The organism is Alteraurantiacibacter buctensis (assembly GCF_009827655.1).
Taxonomy (GTDB): domain Bacteria; phylum Pseudomonadota; class Alphaproteobacteria; order Sphingomonadales; family Sphingomonadaceae; genus Alteraurantiacibacter; species Alteraurantiacibacter buctensis.
In genome coordinates, this window is record NZ_WTYV01000001.1 from 810,380 (window position 1) to 824,907 (window position 14,528).

The window sequence follows — 14,528 nt, forward strand, 5'->3', positions numbered from 1 at the left end:
GCCTCGATCAAAGGCAGATGTAGTTCCGGTTTTCGTTGAGGACCGCCCGCCCCCAGCCCGGCTGGTCGGTAAAAGCACCATCCACCCGCGCCCTGGCAAGTGCTTCCCAGATCAGGTTGGAACAGGCTGCGTTAATGGGCGCCGTTTCCTCACCCGATCCGCGCGCCCAAAGGGGTGCGAAAACCCGCTCTTGCCTGACCGTCCAGCCATGAACGAGGAGCCCCGCTGCATGGGCACGATCCGTCAGGCCGGTCGATTCTCCGTAATCCTGCAGCAGCAACGCCAGTTCCGCCCCGATGCCATCGGCATATCTCGCCAAGTCCGCCAGCCCCTGCGCCGTCAGCATATCGGCATATGTCACCCCCAGCCGGTCGGCTGGGCCACCTTGCGCCGAGACCAGCTGCACCAGCCGCAGCTCGGTCATTTGGTTCAGGCGCGGCAGGGTGTCGGCCTCGAAGCTCTGGATGAACACCGGATCGTCGGCGCTGCGATAGCCTGCCGCGTGCAACTGCCCGACCAGCGTGGCCGCAGTGTCATGGCCGATGCTCGCAAAGTAGTGCGAATGCTTGAGTTCCGGGTAAAGGCCTATCCGCCGCCCCGTCTCCGCCTCCTTGGCGCGCACCAGGGCGATGATCTCGGCCAGAGTGGGCACCTGCCACAGACCATCGAACCGCGTGTTGGCCACCCGCACCTGCGGCAGCCGCTCGCGGGCGCGCAGGGTGCGCAGTTCGGCCAGGGTGAAGTCTTCGGTGAACCAGCCGGTCACCTGTTCGCCATCGATCACCTTGGTGGAGCGCCGGTCGGCAAATTCGGGCCGTTCGGCCACGTCGGTGGTGCCGGAAATCTCGTTCTCGTGCCGCGCCACCAGCACGCCGTCCTTCGTCGGCACAAGATCCGGCTCGATGTAGTCGGCGCCCTGGTCGATCGCCCGTTCATAGGCGGCAAGGGTATGCTCGGGCCGCTCGCCGCTGGCTCCGCGATGGGCGATGATCAGCATGGCACGCTCCTCCTGCGCCAAGGCTGGCATGGTGAGGCACACGGCTGCAAGGGCAAGCAGCCACCTCACCCCAGCGCCCGCTCCCATTCGGCCACGTCGAACCCCACCAGCAGGCCGCCGGGATGTTCCGCCACCGGGCGCTTGATCAGGCTCGGCTGGCTGACCATCAGGCCCGCCGGGTCGCTGTCCGCCTGTGCCCGCTCGGCATCCGACAGCTTGCGGAAGGTAGTGCCCCGGCGGTTGAGCACCGTGTCGACGCCCTTGGCCGCAATCCACCCTGCAACCTTGCCCGCATCGGCCCCTTCCTTCTTGTAGTCATGGAAGGTGTAGGCAAGGCCGCGCCCGTCCAGCCACGTGCGGGCCTTCTTCACGGTGTCGCAGTTGGGAATGCCGTAGAGCGCGATGGTCATGCCTGATCCTTGTGCGTGAACGTGTGTAGGCGCGGATTGTTACACCCGAACAGCGTGTAATCCGCATACCATTCAGTGCGGCCCTGCCCCTGCACGGCCAGGTGTTCGGCTTGCCGACCCCAGGCGCGTGCGCTGCCCTCGTCTGCCCATTGCGACAGGGCGACCACCTCGCCATCGGCGGCGACATAGGACTTGAAGCTCAGGAACCCGGGCTGGGCGGCGGCCAGCTCCTCCATCCGGTCGGCGGCGAGGGCATAGGCCTGCTGGTCGATCCCGGCGCGCTTGCGGTTGCGGAAGACGACCAGATACATCAGCGCCGCTTCAGGTGCGCGTCCGCAATGGCCACGGCCAGGGCATCGGCCGCATCGGCCCCGGCCAGGTGCACGCCGGGCAGCAGCACCTTCAGCATGGCCTGCACCTGCGCCTTTTCCGCCGCGCCGGTGCCCACCACGGCCTTCTTCACCAGCCGCGCCGCATGTTCGTTGACGGCAAGGCCCGCCGCCCCGCAGGCCGCCAGCACCGCGCCGCGCGCCTGCGCCAGCTTCAGGGTGCTCTGCGGGTTCTTGTTGAGGAAGACTTCCTCGGCAGCGGCCCGGTCTGGCCGGTATTCGGCAATCACCGCCGCCAGCGCACTCTGCAAGTGCGACAGGCGGGCTGGCATGGTGGCAGCCGGATCGGACTTGATCTGGCCATTGGCCACATGGCTCAGCAGGGCCCCCTCGCTGCGCACCAGCCCCCAGCCGGTGCAGGAGAGCGAGGGGTCGAGGCCGAGGATCAGGGTCACTCCCCCTCCCGCAAGCGGCAGGGGAGCACGATCAACCCAGCTTCTCCATGATCTCGTCGGAAATCTCGTAGTTCCCCCACACGGTCTGCACGTCGTCATCGTCGTCCAGCGTGTCGACCAGCTTGAGCAGGGTGCCGGCCTGGGCTTCGTCCACTGCCACGGTCAGGCTGGGCTTCCACGCAAGCTTGACGTTGTCGGCGGCACCAAGCGCCTTTTCCAGTTCGTTTGCCACGCCATGCAGGGCATCGGCTGCGGTCCAGATGGTGTGCCCGTCCTCGGAGCTTTCGACGTCCTCGGCACCCGCCTCGATGGCGGCTTCCAGCACCTTTTCCTCGTCACCTACGCTGGCGGGATACTCGATCATGCCCAGCCGCTCGAACCCGTGGGACACCGAGCCTTCGGAGCCCAGGTTGCCGCCGTTCTTGGAGAAGGCCGTGCGCACGTTGGTGGCGGTGCGATTGCGGTTGTCTGTCAGCGCTTCCACGATCAGCGCCACGCCGCCCGGGCCATAGCCCTCGTAGCGGACCTCCACATAGTCCTCGCCACCCGCAGCGCTGGCCTTGTCGATCGCGCGCTGGATGTTGTCCTTGGGCATGGACTGGGCCTTCGCCGCGTTCACCGCCAGCCGCAGGCGCGGGTTCATGTCCGGATCGGGCGCACCCATCTTGGCCGCCACGGTGATTTCGCGGCTGAGCTTGGAGAAGAGGTTGGAACGCTTCTTATCCTGCGCACCCTTGCGGTGCATGATGTTCTTGAACTTGGAATGGCCTGCCATGGGATCGCTTCTGTTGGCTGCAAGTGAAGTTGCGCGCGGCCTAGCCCAGCCGCGCGCCCGCTTCAATATGCCAGCAGCCTGAAGTGGTCCGGGTCAGCACTCAGCCGAGGCCGAGCGCGTTCTTGTAGGTTTCCAGCACCAGTTCCATCTCGTTGCGGTCATCCGGCTTCATCTTCCGCAGGCGGACCACCTGGCGCATGATCTTGGGGTCATAGCCCACGGCCTTGGCCTCGGCGTAAACGTCGCGGATGTCGTCGGCGATGCCCTTCTTTTCTTCCTCGAGGCGTTCGATACGCTCAATCAGCAGGCGCAGGCGGTCGTCGGTGGCATTGGCCATGAAAGGTCTCTCCGTCGGGAATCAGCAGAATCGGTTGGCCGCTCCGATAAGGTGCTAAGCGGATTCGGGCAAAGGGGGGCGCAGGCTTTTTGTCCACACGCCGTTCCTGACCGCACATGTCATTTGCGCGGACGCCGGTTGAGGGTATGGTCCGGCCCGAACGAACTGTCCGGGGGGATGGATATGGTCGACGTCTTCATTTCGTATTCGCGCACCAACAAGGATCGCGTCAGCCAGATCGCCCGCGCAATCGAGCATGCGGGCTATGAAGTGTGGTGGGATGCCGAGCTGCCTCCGCACCAGTCCTATGGTGACGTGATCACCGCCAAGATCCAGATGGCCAAGGCCGCCGTGGTGGTCTGGTCGGCCGAGGCTGCCGCCAGCGAATGGGTGCGCGCCGAGGCCGACGTGGCGCGCAACCAGAAGAAGCTGGTGCAGACCGCGCTGGGCGACATCACCCCGCCGCTGCCGTTCAACCAGATCCAGTATGCCAACCTGGGCGACTGGAACGGCGAGCAGGACCATCCCGAATGGCGCAAGGTCAAGGCCAGCCTGGCCGACCTGTGCGGCCCGCGCGACGCGCGCGAGGGCGGGCCGGCCTATCCCTTCCCGCCAGCACCCCCGGCAGAACCCGCAGCCGCGCGGCCCGCGCCGGTGGCCGCAGCGGCCATGGTGGCCTCGCCCGCAGCCGCGCCCGCAGGCGGCAACGGGGCCGCCGTACCCCGCAGCGGCGGGGTGCCGGTGCCCGTGGTGGTCGGCGGCCTGGTGGCCCTGCTGGGCCTGGCCGGGGCCGCCTGGTGGGTCAGCAGCAGCGGCGCAAAGGGCGACGAGGCGGATCCGACCGAGGAGGTCGCCGGCGCCGATGGCGAGGCGCAGGCCCTGGTAGCCGCCCCGTCAGCAACTCCGTCGAGCGCGCCCACACCCACCCCGTCAGCCCCGCCGCCCGCGCCCGTGCAGCAGGCCCAGGCCGCGCCGCCGCCGCAGCAGCAACAGCAGTACAACCGCGACGTGCGCCTCATCAACCAGAGCGGCGATACCATCATGTACTTGCGCTGGTCGGATGCCAACCAGTCTGACTACGGCGCGGACCGGCTTGGGTCGGACGTGCTGGGCAACGGCGAATACTGGGACGTGACCATCGACGATGGCACCGGGGCCTGCACCTATGACCTGATGGCCACCACCGCCGGAGGGCGCAACATTGCCCGCAACGGGGTGAACGTCTGCGCGGTATCCTCCGTCACCTTCAACTGAGGGCCGGTCGCTTGCCCACCATCGCCATGTTCTGCGGCCACATGTTCAACGCTGGCAGCCCGGCCGAGCAGGACCTGGCCGCGCGCGTAGCAGACGAGATCGCCCGGCTTGACGTCACCGTGGGCTATGGCCCGCTGGCCTGCGGGGCCGACATCGTGATTGCCGAGGCGCTGCTGGCGGCGGGCGCCGAACTGCAGGTGGTGCTGCCCTTCTGCGAGGAGGACTTCATCGCCGAAAGCGTCACCAGCGGGGGCGCGGACTGGCTGCCCCGCTACCATGCCTGCCGCGATGCCGCTGCCGCAGTCCACTTTGCCACCCCGGGGGCTTACGTGGGGGATGACAACCAGTTTGCCTATAACAGCCGCTATGCCATGGGCCTCGCCGCCCTGCGGGCGCAGATCGACGGCGCGGCGCGGGTGCAGCTTGCCGTGGTTTCCGACAAGATCGCCTCGCTCTCCCTCACCGGCATCGCCGGGACCGTGGCCGACATCAAGTTGTGGCGCGACCTGGGCGGAGAGACGGTGGCCATCCCGGCCGGGCCGGTACCGCGCAACCTGGTGTTTCCGCAGCGCGAGCCGATCGGCAGCGGCACCAAGCGGCGCATCCGGTCCATCCTGTTTGCCGACTACAAGGGCTTTTCCCGCCTGGGCGAACGCGAGCTGGTGCTGTTCATGCACCTGGTGATGGGCCGCATCGCCCGCGTGCTCAACCGGCATGGCGACCATGTGGAGTTCCGCAACACCTGGGGCGATGCGATCTACGCCATCATCGACAAGCCCGCCCGCGCCGCGCAGATCGCGCTGGAACTGCAGGATGCGCTGGAGGACTTGCCGCCCGAGCTGTCACCCCAGGGGGACACGGCGGGCATGCGCATCGGCGTCCACTATGGCCCGATCTGGGTGGGCACCGACCGCATCACCGGCAACCGCCTGTGGTATGGCAGCGAGGTCAACCGCACCGCCCGGATCGAACCGGTGACGCCGGTGGGCGGGGTCTATTGCACCGATGCCTTCGCCGCCGCGCTGCTGGTGGCCGATGACCACTCTTGCCGCTTTGTCCCGGTGGGGCGGGTGGAACTGGCCAAGGCCTATGGCGAGGTCGACATGTACCGGCTGGAGAAAGCCTGAGCCCGCCGGGGCTTTGGCTGATGCCGGGCCGTTCGCAGCCCGGCCTCAGCCAAATCGATCAAACCGCCGCAGGTCCTAGTCCCCGCCCATCTCGCGGTTCTTCGCCAGGCTGGCGTCCATCCGTGCCAGTTGCTCGGGCGTCGCCTCGGTCTGGCGGGTGGCCTTCCATTCGGCGGCCGGCATGCCGTGGATCAGCTCGCGCGCGGAGTCCTTGTCGCCATCATAGCCGGCATCCCTGATCCAGTCCGCCAGGCAGTTGCGGCAGAAGCCCGCCAGGCCCATGAGGTCGATGTTCTGCGCGTCGTGTCGCTTGCGCAGGTGGCGCACCAGCCGGCGGAAGGCGGCGGCGGCGGCCGCATCGGGCAGGGCATCCAGCGGATCGTGGCTATTACTCATAGAGCATTCCTATTCTCGACCTTGTCTTGTCATGCCGCTCTGCCATAGGCGTGGGCCCATGACAAAGTTCAAACCGCGCGCCCGCAAGGTCAAGATCCTCGCCACCCTAGGCCCCGCCAGCAGCGATCCCGATGTGCTGCGCGCCCTGTTCCGCGCCGGGGCCGATGCCTTCCGCTTCAACATGAGCCATGGCGACCACGCGATGCACGCGGCCAACTTTGCCACGGTGCGGGCGCTGGAGAAGGAATTCAACCGTCCCATCGCCATCCTGTGCGACCTGCAGGGCCCCAAGCTGCGCGTGGGCACCTTTGCGGAAGGCAAGGCCGTGATCGCCCACGGCGCGCAGTTCGTGCTGGATGACAACCCTGCGCCGGGCGATGCCACGCGCGTGCAATTGCCGCATCCGGAACTGTTCGCCGCGCTGCAGGCCGGCCAGCGGCTGCTGATCAACGACGGCAAGATCCGCCTGCGCGTGAAGCAGGTGAAAAGCGGCACGATCACCTGCGTGGCCGAGGTCGGCGGCGTGATCTCGGACCGCAAGGGCGTGAACGTGCCCGATGCCGAAGTGCCGATTCCCGCGCTCACTGCCAAGGACCGGGCTGACCTGGCCTTTGCCATGGAGCAGGGGGCGGACTGGATCGGTCTGTCCTTCGTCCAGCGGCCCGAGGATATCCTGGAGGCCAAGGAACTGATGCAGGGCCGCGCCTTCCTGTGCGCCAAGATCGAGAAGCCGCAGGCGATCAAGCGCCTGCACGACATCATCGAGGCGGCCGACGGCGTGATGGTGGCGCGCGGCGACCTGGGGGTGGAACTGAACCCCGAGGAAGTGCCCCCGCTGCAGAAGAAGATCGTCAACGCCACGCGCCTCACCGGCAAGCCGGTGATCGTGGCCACGCAGATGCTCGAATCGATGATCGAGAGCCCCACCCCCACCCGCGCCGAAGTGTCGGACGTGGCCAATGCCGTCTATGACGGGGCCGACGTGGTGATGCTGAGCGCCGAGACCGCCGCCGGGGCCTGGCCCGAGGAGGCGGTGATGATGATGGATTCGATCGCCCGGCAGGTTGAGGCGGACGATGGCTATACCGCCCGCGTGCGGATGCTCGATACGCCCAGCGATGCAACCACGGCTGACGCGCTGGCCCATGCCTGCATGACCATCGGCGATACCATTGCCCTCAACGCCATCTGCGTGTTTACCGACAGCGGCAGTTCCGCCCGCCGCGTGGCGCGTGAGCGGCCGGCCGTGCCGGTGATGGTGCTGACCCCTTCCATGCAGGTGGCCCGGCGCATCACCCTGCTGTGGGGCGCGCACCCGGTGGCCACGCGCGACATCGGCAGCTTCGAGGAGATGATCGCCAAGGGCAAGCGCATGGCCCTGCGCCACGGCTTCGGCGGCGCCGGCGCGCGGGTGGCCATGCTGGCCGGCGTGCCCTTCGGCAAGAGCGGCGCCACCAACCTGCTGCACATCGTGCGCCTGACGGGCGACGAGCTGGAGGAATACCCGGCGGGTTCGGTGGAGTGAGCTATGCCCCTTGTGGAAGTCTATGAGGGCGATGACGACTCACAGCTGCTGGTGACGGCGGATTTCGACTTCCTGCCGCGGGTCGGCGAATACATCTCGCATGATGCGGGCGACTATTTCCGCTACTACGACGTCGTCGAGGTCTGGCATCGCGCAGAACCTGGCAACGCCCGCTTCAGGGCCTGTGCGCGCGTCGTGCTAAGGGACTGATCTTGCCCCGACCGGCTTAGTGGCCCACCGCCACCGGCCCTTCCTCGCGCTTTGCCAGCAGGGCTGCCTCCAGGTCGTCGGGCAACTCGTAATAGCCGCCGGAAAGCTCGTCGTATTGCCCGCTCGCCAGGTCCAGCACGCGCTGGGCGCAGCGGGCCAGATCGCCCTGGGCTTCGGGATCGTCGAACCGCTCCTTCAGCCGCTCGACCATGCCCCCCAGGTATTGCTGCGCCGCCGGGTCCTCCATCGTGTCGCGCGCCAGCCTCGTGGGCACGAAGCCGGGATCGATGGCAAAGGCACTGACGCCGGTGCCCGCCAGTTCCGCCGCCGCTTCGGCCACCAGCCGGTTCTGCGCGATCTTGCCGGTGCAATAGGCGGACAGGTGCGGGGCCACGATCCGCGCCGCCTTGGCCGACACGCAGACCACCCGCCCCCGCCCGCGCGAAACCATACCCGGCAGGATCCGGTGCATCAGCAGGAACGGGGCGCGGATGTGCACTTCCTGGGCCTGCCACCATTCTTCCGGGTTCACCTGCCACAGCGGGCCGAACGGGCCGGGCACCCCGGCGTTGGAGACGAGCAGGTCGATCAGGCCCAGCTCGCCCTCGACCTGCGCCACCACCACGGCGATATCGGCCGGGCTGGTCACATCGCAGGTAGCCGCCATGGCCGCGTGCCCGGCAGCGCGGATGGCATCGGCCACGGCGCTCACCTCGCCGATCGAGCGGGAGACGACGGCCACCGCCGCCCCTTCCGCCGCCAGCCGCTCGGCAATCGCCCGGCCGAAGCCGCGGCCCGCGCCCGTTACCAGCGCCACCTGGCCTGCCAGAATGCCCATTGCTCTCTCCCTTGTGTTCTACAGCCCTCCGGCCCTCACAGCCCCTCAGGATGGTCCAGCCGGCGGATGATCTCGTCGAAAAAGGCCTCCACCGTCGCCAGCATGGCCGGGTCGATCCCGTCCAGCAGCGCCAGCCGCATGCCATCGGACAGGCCGAAGATCTCGTCCAGCGCGGCCTCGCCCGCAGGGGTCAGTTCCAGCAGCTTGGACCGCGCATCGCCCGGATCGGCCTGCCGGCTGATCAGCTGTTCCTTTTCCAGCAGTTGCACCATGCGGGTAAGCGAGGGGCCTTCGATTCTGAGGCGTCGGGCCACGTCGCTCTGCGTGCTGCCCGCGGGGGATGCGGCGATGGCACCCAGCGTTTCCATGCGCGAGGAACTGTAAGCGATCGGCCGCAGCCGCTCGTCCACCCGCGCGCGCCACAGGCGGGCGGCCAGCACCAGCTTGATCGTCAGCAGCATTTCGGGCGGAGGATCGCCCGCCTTGTAGGCCGCAAGCCGGGCGGCGCTGTCTGTTGCTGGTGTTCCGATGGCCACGCCTGTTCCCTTCGCGCGGAGCATTGGCCGATTTGCGCGGACCTGTCGAGAATCGCGAAGACCGCCCCGGGAAGGGGAAGCCGGATTCAGCCAATGTCTGGAAAATGGAGCGGGCGAAGGGATTCGAACCCTCGACCCCAACCTTGGCAAGGTTGTGCTCTACCCCTGAGCTACGCCCGCTCACTGGCGTTACCGAAAGCCAGGCTTCCGGTTGGGAAGCGCGCCACTAACAGCCGCTTCCGACTCGCGCAAGAGGGTTATTGGCAGGCAATTCACCCTTCACATTGGCCCCCAAAGCGCCACATAGAGGGCGCACATCGATCCCTGACGAAAACGGAGATACCACTTGGCAAGCATGGGCCTCAGCCTCGACGAGCAGAAAGCCGTCGACCGATTCCGCAAGGCAGTGGTCGAACCCAGCCAGACCAAGCTGGTGATCCTGGATTTCTGGGCCGAATGGTGCGGCCCGTGCAAGGCGCTGACCCCGGTGCTGGAAAAGGTGGCCGCCGAATATGCCGACAGGGGCGTGGTGCTGGCCAAAATCAACGTGGACGAGGAAGGCTTCATCGCCAGCCAGTTCCAGGTCCAGTCGATCCCCACGGTCTATGCCATGTTCCAGGGCCAGCCGGTGGCCGACCTGACCCCGGCGCGCAGCGAAAGCCAGTTGAAGGGCGCGCTGGACCAGATCCTGGCGCAACTGCCTGTCACCCCCGGTGCCCCGGGCGATGACAGCGCGATCGATCTGGCGCAACTGATTGCCATTGCCGAAGAGCGGTTGGCCGCCGGCGAAGCCGAACAGGCTGCGGCCATGTTCCACCAGTTGACCGACATGGCGCCGCAGGACGTGGCCGTGCTTTCGGGCCTGCTGCGCTCGCTGGTGGCGGCCGGTCACCAGACCGAGGCGCAGGCCGCCTTCGACACCCTGCCGCCCGAGGTGCAGAACGCCCCCGAACTGGCGCAGGTGAAGACCACGCTGGAACTGGCGGCCAACAAGGTGGACGATGGCGAGTTGCAGTCCCTGCGCGCCGCCGCCGCAGAGCGTCCGGCGGATATGGACGCGCAACTGGCCTTTGCCGAAGCCGCCTTCGCCGCCGGCAGCCGTGACGAGGCGGCGGAAACGCTGCTGGGCATGATCCGCAACGATCCGGCGTGGAACGACGGCGCGGCCAAGGCGCGCCTGCTCCAGATGTTCGAGGCGGTGGGTCTGGAAGACCCGTGGGTATCGGGCCAGCGCCGCAAGCTCAGCCTGCTGCTGTTCGGCTGATGACCACGCGCAAGCTTTCGATCTTCCCGCTGACCGGGGCCATCCTGTTTCCCGGCCTGCAACTGCCGCTGCACATCTTCGAGCCGCGCTATCGCGCCATGATCGGCGATGCCCTGGCGCGCGACCGGCGCATCGGCATGATCCAGCCACAGCCTTCGCGCGAAGGGGCCGCACGCGATGGCGCGCCGCTGTTCGCCATCGGCTGCATGGGCAAGATCGAGGAGGTCGAGACCAGCGAGGACGGGCGCTACAACATCGTGCTGACCGGCGAGGCGCGCTTCCGTGTGCTGAGCGAGCTGCAGGTGAGCACCCCGTTCCGCCAGGTGGAAGCCGAACTGATCGAGGATGCGGCAGACGAGCTGCTGTCGCTGGGCGAACGCGCGGCGCTGGAAAGCGAGGCGCGCAAGTTTGCCGATGCGCAGGGCTATTCGGTCGACTGGGATTCGGTTGCGCGGCTGGACGACATGACGCTGGTCAACGGCTTCTCGCAGATCGCCCCGTTCGATGCCGCCAGCAAGCAGGCGCTGCTGGAAGCCCCCACCCTGCGCGCCCGCTGCGAGGTGATGGTGCAACTGCTGGAATTCTTCGGCAAGGGCGACCCGGATGAAGACAGGGTGACGCTGCAATAGCCGTTACGCGAAGCTGCTCCGCAGCCCGTCGATCACGTATTGCGCCGCCAGCGCCGCCAGCAGCACACCCAGCAGGCGGGTAATCACGGCCTCCACCCGCGCGCCGACCAGCTTCATCAGCGGGCTGGCGGCCATCAGCGCCAGCAGGGTCAGGACCATCACCAGCCCCAGCGCGGCCAGCACCACCAGCGTCTCCTGCGGCCCATCGGCCTCGTTCTGCAGCAGCATCACAGCGGCAATCGCGCCCGGCCCCGCCAGCATGGGCATGGCCATGGGAAAGACCGACACGTCCTCCACTTCCGGGGTGGCGGCAACCTTTTCCGCCCGCTCCTCGCGCCGCTGGGTGCGCTTTTCGAACACCATGTCGAGCGCGATCAGGAACAGCATGATGCCGCCCGCAATGCGGAAACTGTCCAGCTCGATATGCAGCGCGCCCAGCAGGGTCTGGCCGAACAGGGCAAAGACCAGCAGGATCGCGGTGGCGATCAGGCAGGCGCGGATCGCCATCGTGCGAGACTGGCTGACGGTGGCCCCCTTGGTGAGGCCGGCATAGATCGGCGCGCAGCCCGGCGGATCGATCACCACGAACAGGGTGACGAAGGCAGACAGGAACAGCTCGATCATTCAGCCCTTGTAGCGCTTGCCGATGCGGGGGCAACGCGCAAGGTCGTCACGCGGCTCCATTGGCCGTCGCGCAGGTAATCGGCACTGAACAGCCGCTCGCCGTTGGCGCGGTGCTCCCAGCGCCAGACCAGTGTGGCATCGTCCGATGCGCCCTGCCCGGCGCGGGTGGCGGGGCCGGAGACCGGTTGCGGCCGATCAGGGCGAGGGCTGCCGCGCCGCATGCAATCGGCCACGTGGCCGCGCACGCTGGGAATGTCCTGCACGGTGATCAGGTCTGCCGGGCTGACCGCCGGCAGTGCGGGCCGCTGGCGCTCCACCGGCTGCGGATCGTCCAGGCTGGAGAGGTCATAGGTCCACTTGTAGCTGCGGTCCCGCTGCAGGGCCCATACGGTGACATAGGTGCCCACGAGGCCGTCGGCCTGGCGATAGCGGCCCTCGGTCACCGCCAGGGTGCCATCGCAAGAGGTCCACACCGTGGCGGGGGCCCACTGCTCGGGCTCGGCCGGATCGGCGCGGCCGGTCAGCCAGGTGGCAGCGTCCACCGGGCCCTCCGCCTGGTGCAGCAGCGCCCCTCCGGCCATGGTATCGCGCATAGCGGTGAACTGGCCCTCCTCGCGCGCGCGGCGGGCCAGGCTCCAGTCGGCAGCGGCCACGCGGCCCGGCTCTCCGGCGGAGCGGATCGGGCGCGCGCGGTCACGCTCGCGGCTTTGTGCCAGGGGTGCGGAAGCGGTTCCCGCCAGCGCCGCCGAGGCAGCCAACAGGGCGAGCATGGTGGTGAACTTGCGCATGGCCGCAGCTATCGGGCGCGCGGGTGAACCGTGCATGAAGCGGCGGGCCGATGCCCGGTCAAAGAGTGCCGGTAATCATGCTGCGCTGCGCGCCCACCAGCAGCTCGGTAAGGATCCTGAGGCCGATCAGCAGCACGATGGGCGAAAAGTCGATCGCGCCGGTGTTGGGCATGATCCGACGGATGGGGTTGAGCAGCGGATCGAGCACCGCGTTCACCGCCGTCCACACCGATGAGACGAAGTGGTTCGACATGTTGACCACGTTGAAGCTGATCAGCAGGCTCAGCACGAACTGGATGATCACCACCACCTGCACCAGGTAGGCGATGTAGTTGACGATATTGATCAGCGCGAAGAGCAAGGCAGTACCTTCCGGCGAAATGCGTCCCTGTGGCAGGCTTAGCCTAACCGGGGCGGGTGTATCAACTGGGTAATACGGATACTTGGCAGTAAGTGCCCGCCCCGCCTCCCCACCCGGCCATCAATGATACCATCAGGCTATGGTGGCCGGGTGGGGAGGCGGGGCGGGGGATCTGATCTGCGCGCCAGCGCGACCGGAAATCAGGCGCTGACGAGCGTGCCCGCGCCGCGGCTGGTGAAGAATTCCAGCAGCATGGCGTGCGGCACACGGCCATCCAGGATCACCGCCGCCTGGCAGCCGCCTTCCACCGCCGTCACGCAGGTTTCCAGCTTGGGGATCATGCCGCCGCTGATCGTGCCATCGTCCTTCAGCCGGGCGATGTCGGCCGGCTTCAGGTCGGTCAGCAGGTTCTTGTCCTTGTCCAGCACGCCGGGCACGTCGGTCAGCAGGAACAGCCGCGCCGCGCCAAGGGCCGCGGCAATCGCGCCCGCCATGGTGTCGGCGTTGATGTTGTAGGTGTGCCCTTCCCCGTCGGTAGCGATGGGGGCGATCACCGGGATCATGCCGCCTTCGCTGAGCGTGCGCAGCACCGAGGTGTCGACCGCCTTCGGCTCGCCCACGAAGCCCAGGTCAACCGCCTGCTCGATCTGGCTGTCCGGGTCCTTCTTGGTGCGGGTGACCTTCTCGGCGCGGACCATGTTGCCGTCCTTGCCGGAAATGCCGATGGCCTTGCCGCCCGCCTGGGCGATCCAGCCGACCAGTTCCTTGTTGATCGCGCCGGACAGGACCATTTCGGCCACTTCCGCCGTGGCCTTGTCAGTCACGCGCAAGCCATCGACGAAGTGCGATTCCACGCCCAGCTTCTTCAGCATGGCGCCGATCTGCGGGCCGCCACCGTGGACCACCACCGGGTTGATACCCACCGCCTTCAGCAGCACAATATCCTCGGCAAAGTCCTTGGCCGCCTCGGGATCGCCCATCGCGTGGCCGCCGTATTTCACCACGAAGCTCTGCCCCGCATAGCGCTGGAAATAGGGCAGCGCCTCGATCAGCGTTTCGGCCTTGATGAGCATCTGGGGATCAAGCGTCTTGGTCATGGAGCCGCGCCATAATGGCTTTGCGCGGGGCTGCATAGGGATTCGCGCGGAGCCGTAGGCACCCTTATGCGTGCGAGCGCGGGCCCGCCCCTAACCGTGGGGCCATGTTGCGCCTTGCCATCCCCGCCGCCCTTCTGCCCGCCCTGCTGGCCTTCGCCCCCGCCCCGCTTGGTGCCCAGGAGGTGCGGGCCACGCAGTTCGCCCCCTGCGGCAGCGGCCCCCGGCAGACCTGCGTGGTCGATGGCGATACCCTGTGGCTGGATGGCGCGAAAATCCGCCTGGCCGACATCAACACGCCCGAAGTCTCGCAGCCCGGCTGCGCGGGAGAGCGCGCGCTGGGCGAAGCGGCCACGCGGCGGCTGATTGCCCTGCTCAACGCCGGCCCCTTCACGCTGGAACGGCAGGGCAGCCGCGATGCCGACCGCTATGGCCGCCTGCTGCGGGTGGCGAGCCGCAACGGGGTGAGCCTGGGGCAGGTGCTGGTGGCCGAGGGACTGGCCGAGCACTGGCAGGGACGCCGCAGCGACTGGTGCGCGGGAGCGCTGGCGGCGCGCTAAACCTCTTGCCCGCACGGCC

The 14,528-nt window shown here is 67.8% G+C and carries 20 protein-coding genes and 1 tRNA gene; 7 read left to right on the forward strand and 14 right to left on the reverse strand.

The window, feature by feature from the left end; all coding sequences use genetic code 11:
* Nucleotides 1–7: 7 nt before the first annotated feature.
* From GRI99_RS03805 to GRI99_RS03830, 6 genes are all read right to left on the reverse strand, one after another.
* On the reverse strand, nucleotides 8–1,084 hold the full coding sequence (locus tag GRI99_RS03805) for a glycerophosphodiester phosphodiesterase (protein ID WP_160770630.1): 1,077 nt from the start codon (nucleotides 1,082–1,084) through the stop codon (nucleotides 8–10).
* A complete protein-coding gene (locus GRI99_RS03810; RefSeq protein ID WP_160770631.1) occupies nucleotides 1,063–1,407 on the reverse strand; it encodes an arsenate reductase in 345 nt (114 codons plus the stop codon). The genes GRI99_RS03805 and GRI99_RS03810 overlap by 22 nt, the downstream gene beginning before the upstream one ends.
* The gene (locus GRI99_RS03815) at nucleotides 1,404–1,718 is read right to left on the reverse strand and encodes an antibiotic biosynthesis monooxygenase family protein (protein ID WP_160770632.1); all 315 of its coding nucleotides are present in this window, start codon (nucleotides 1,716–1,718) and stop codon (nucleotides 1,404–1,406) included. The genes GRI99_RS03810 and GRI99_RS03815 overlap by 4 nt, the downstream gene beginning before the upstream one ends.
* Nucleotides 1,718–2,191, reverse strand: coding sequence for a crossover junction endodeoxyribonuclease RuvC (gene ruvC / locus GRI99_RS03820; RefSeq protein WP_337192853.1), 474 nt, complete (start codon nucleotides 2,189–2,191; stop codon nucleotides 1,718–1,720). The genes GRI99_RS03815 and ruvC overlap by 1 nt, the downstream gene beginning before the upstream one ends.
* Before the next feature lie 31 nt (nucleotides 2,192–2,222).
* A complete protein-coding gene (locus tag GRI99_RS03825) occupies nucleotides 2,223–2,966 on the reverse strand; it encodes a YebC/PmpR family DNA-binding transcriptional regulator (RefSeq protein ID WP_160770634.1) in 744 nt (247 codons plus the stop codon).
* 100 nt (nucleotides 2,967–3,066) lie between these two features.
* The gene (locus tag GRI99_RS03830; RefSeq protein ID WP_160770635.1) at nucleotides 3,067–3,303 is read right to left on the reverse strand and encodes a DUF2312 domain-containing protein; all 237 of its coding nucleotides are present in this window, start codon (nucleotides 3,301–3,303) and stop codon (nucleotides 3,067–3,069) included.
* 177 nt (nucleotides 3,304–3,480) lie between these two features.
* Between GRI99_RS03830 and GRI99_RS03835 the strand changes: the two genes are divergently transcribed.
* Together GRI99_RS03835 and GRI99_RS03840 are read left to right on the forward strand one after the other, a co-directional pair.
* Nucleotides 3,481–4,557, forward strand: coding sequence for a toll/interleukin-1 receptor domain-containing protein (locus GRI99_RS03835; RefSeq protein WP_160770636.1), 1,077 nt, complete (start codon nucleotides 3,481–3,483; stop codon nucleotides 4,555–4,557).
* Nucleotides 4,558–4,568: 11 nt separating this feature from the next.
* Nucleotides 4,569–5,684 carry an adenylate/guanylate cyclase domain-containing protein gene (locus tag GRI99_RS03840; protein ID WP_160770637.1) on the forward strand — a complete coding sequence of 372 codons (1,116 nt, stop codon included), beginning with the start codon at nucleotides 4,569–4,571 and terminating at the stop codon, nucleotides 5,682–5,684.
* Between the two features lie 75 nt (nucleotides 5,685–5,759).
* Here GRI99_RS03840 and GRI99_RS03845 read toward each other — a convergent pair whose 3' ends face one another.
* Nucleotides 5,760–6,080 carry a DUF1244 domain-containing protein gene (locus GRI99_RS03845; protein WP_160770638.1) on the reverse strand — a complete coding sequence of 107 codons (321 nt, stop codon included), beginning with the start codon at nucleotides 6,078–6,080 and terminating at the stop codon, nucleotides 5,760–5,762.
* A 58-nt stretch (nucleotides 6,081–6,138) separates the two neighbouring features.
* Here GRI99_RS03845 and pyk point away from each other — a divergent pair, with 58 nt between their 5' ends.
* Together pyk and GRI99_RS03855 are read left to right on the forward strand one after the other, a co-directional pair.
* Nucleotides 6,139–7,605, forward strand: coding sequence for a pyruvate kinase (pyk, locus tag GRI99_RS03850; protein WP_160770639.1), 1,467 nt, complete (start codon nucleotides 6,139–6,141; stop codon nucleotides 7,603–7,605).
* A 3-nt stretch (nucleotides 7,606–7,608) separates the two neighbouring features.
* Nucleotides 7,609–7,815, forward strand: a complete 207-nt coding sequence (locus GRI99_RS03855) for a hypothetical protein (protein ID WP_160770640.1) — start codon at nucleotides 7,609–7,611, stop codon at nucleotides 7,813–7,815.
* Nucleotides 7,816–7,831: 16 nt separating this feature from the next.
* On the opposite strand, the gene GRI99_RS03860 is transcribed toward GRI99_RS03855, so the two are convergent.
* From GRI99_RS03860 to GRI99_RS03870, 3 genes are all read right to left on the reverse strand, one after another.
* Nucleotides 7,832–8,653 carry an SDR family NAD(P)-dependent oxidoreductase gene (locus tag GRI99_RS03860; protein WP_160770641.1) on the reverse strand — a complete coding sequence of 274 codons (822 nt, stop codon included), beginning with the start codon at nucleotides 8,651–8,653 and terminating at the stop codon, nucleotides 7,832–7,834.
* A 35-nt stretch (nucleotides 8,654–8,688) separates the two neighbouring features.
* Complete coding sequence (locus tag GRI99_RS03865; protein ID WP_160770642.1) at nucleotides 8,689–9,189, reverse strand: MarR family transcriptional regulator; 501 nt, start codon at nucleotides 9,187–9,189, stop codon at nucleotides 8,689–8,691.
* Between the two features lie 105 nt (nucleotides 9,190–9,294).
* A tRNA-Gly gene (locus GRI99_RS03870) sits at nucleotides 9,295–9,369 on the reverse strand.
* Nucleotides 9,370–9,544: 175 nt separating this feature from the next.
* Between GRI99_RS03870 and GRI99_RS03875 the strand changes: the two genes are divergently transcribed.
* Both GRI99_RS03875 and GRI99_RS03880 read left to right on the forward strand, forming a co-directional pair.
* Complete coding sequence (locus tag GRI99_RS03875) at nucleotides 9,545–10,453, forward strand: tetratricopeptide repeat protein (RefSeq protein WP_160770876.1); 909 nt, start codon at nucleotides 9,545–9,547, stop codon at nucleotides 10,451–10,453.
* The gene (locus GRI99_RS03880) at nucleotides 10,453–11,082 is read left to right on the forward strand and encodes an LON peptidase substrate-binding domain-containing protein (RefSeq protein WP_160770643.1); all 630 of its coding nucleotides are present in this window, start codon (nucleotides 10,453–10,455) and stop codon (nucleotides 11,080–11,082) included. The genes GRI99_RS03875 and GRI99_RS03880 overlap by 1 nt, the downstream gene beginning before the upstream one ends.
* Nucleotides 11,083–11,085: 3 nt before the next feature.
* Here GRI99_RS03880 and GRI99_RS03885 read toward each other — a convergent pair whose 3' ends face one another.
* The 4 genes from GRI99_RS03885 to argB all read right to left on the reverse strand — a co-directional run bounded on the left by GRI99_RS03885 (nucleotide 11,086) and on the right by argB (nucleotide 13,952).
* Nucleotides 11,086–11,706: a MarC family protein gene (locus GRI99_RS03885; protein WP_160770644.1), complete on the reverse strand. Its 621-nt coding sequence runs from the start codon at nucleotides 11,704–11,706 to the stop codon at nucleotides 11,086–11,088.
* Complete coding sequence (locus tag GRI99_RS03890; protein WP_160770645.1) at nucleotides 11,703–12,494, reverse strand: hypothetical protein; 792 nt, start codon at nucleotides 12,492–12,494, stop codon at nucleotides 11,703–11,705. The genes GRI99_RS03885 and GRI99_RS03890 overlap by 4 nt, the downstream gene beginning before the upstream one ends.
* A 58-nt stretch (nucleotides 12,495–12,552) precedes the next feature.
* Nucleotides 12,553–12,855 (reverse strand): YggT family protein, encoded by a 303-nt coding sequence (locus GRI99_RS03895; RefSeq protein WP_160770646.1) that lies wholly within the window; start codon nucleotides 12,853–12,855, stop codon nucleotides 12,553–12,555.
* 200 nt (nucleotides 12,856–13,055) lie between these two features.
* Complete coding sequence (gene argB, locus GRI99_RS03900) at nucleotides 13,056–13,952, reverse strand: acetylglutamate kinase (RefSeq protein WP_160770647.1); 897 nt, start codon at nucleotides 13,950–13,952, stop codon at nucleotides 13,056–13,058.
* A 104-nt stretch (nucleotides 13,953–14,056) separates the two neighbouring features.
* Here argB and GRI99_RS03905 point away from each other — a divergent pair, with 104 nt between their 5' ends.
* Nucleotides 14,057–14,509, forward strand: coding sequence for a thermonuclease family protein (locus tag GRI99_RS03905; RefSeq protein WP_160770648.1), 453 nt, complete (start codon nucleotides 14,057–14,059; stop codon nucleotides 14,507–14,509).
* Nucleotides 14,510–14,528: the final 19 nt, after the last annotated feature.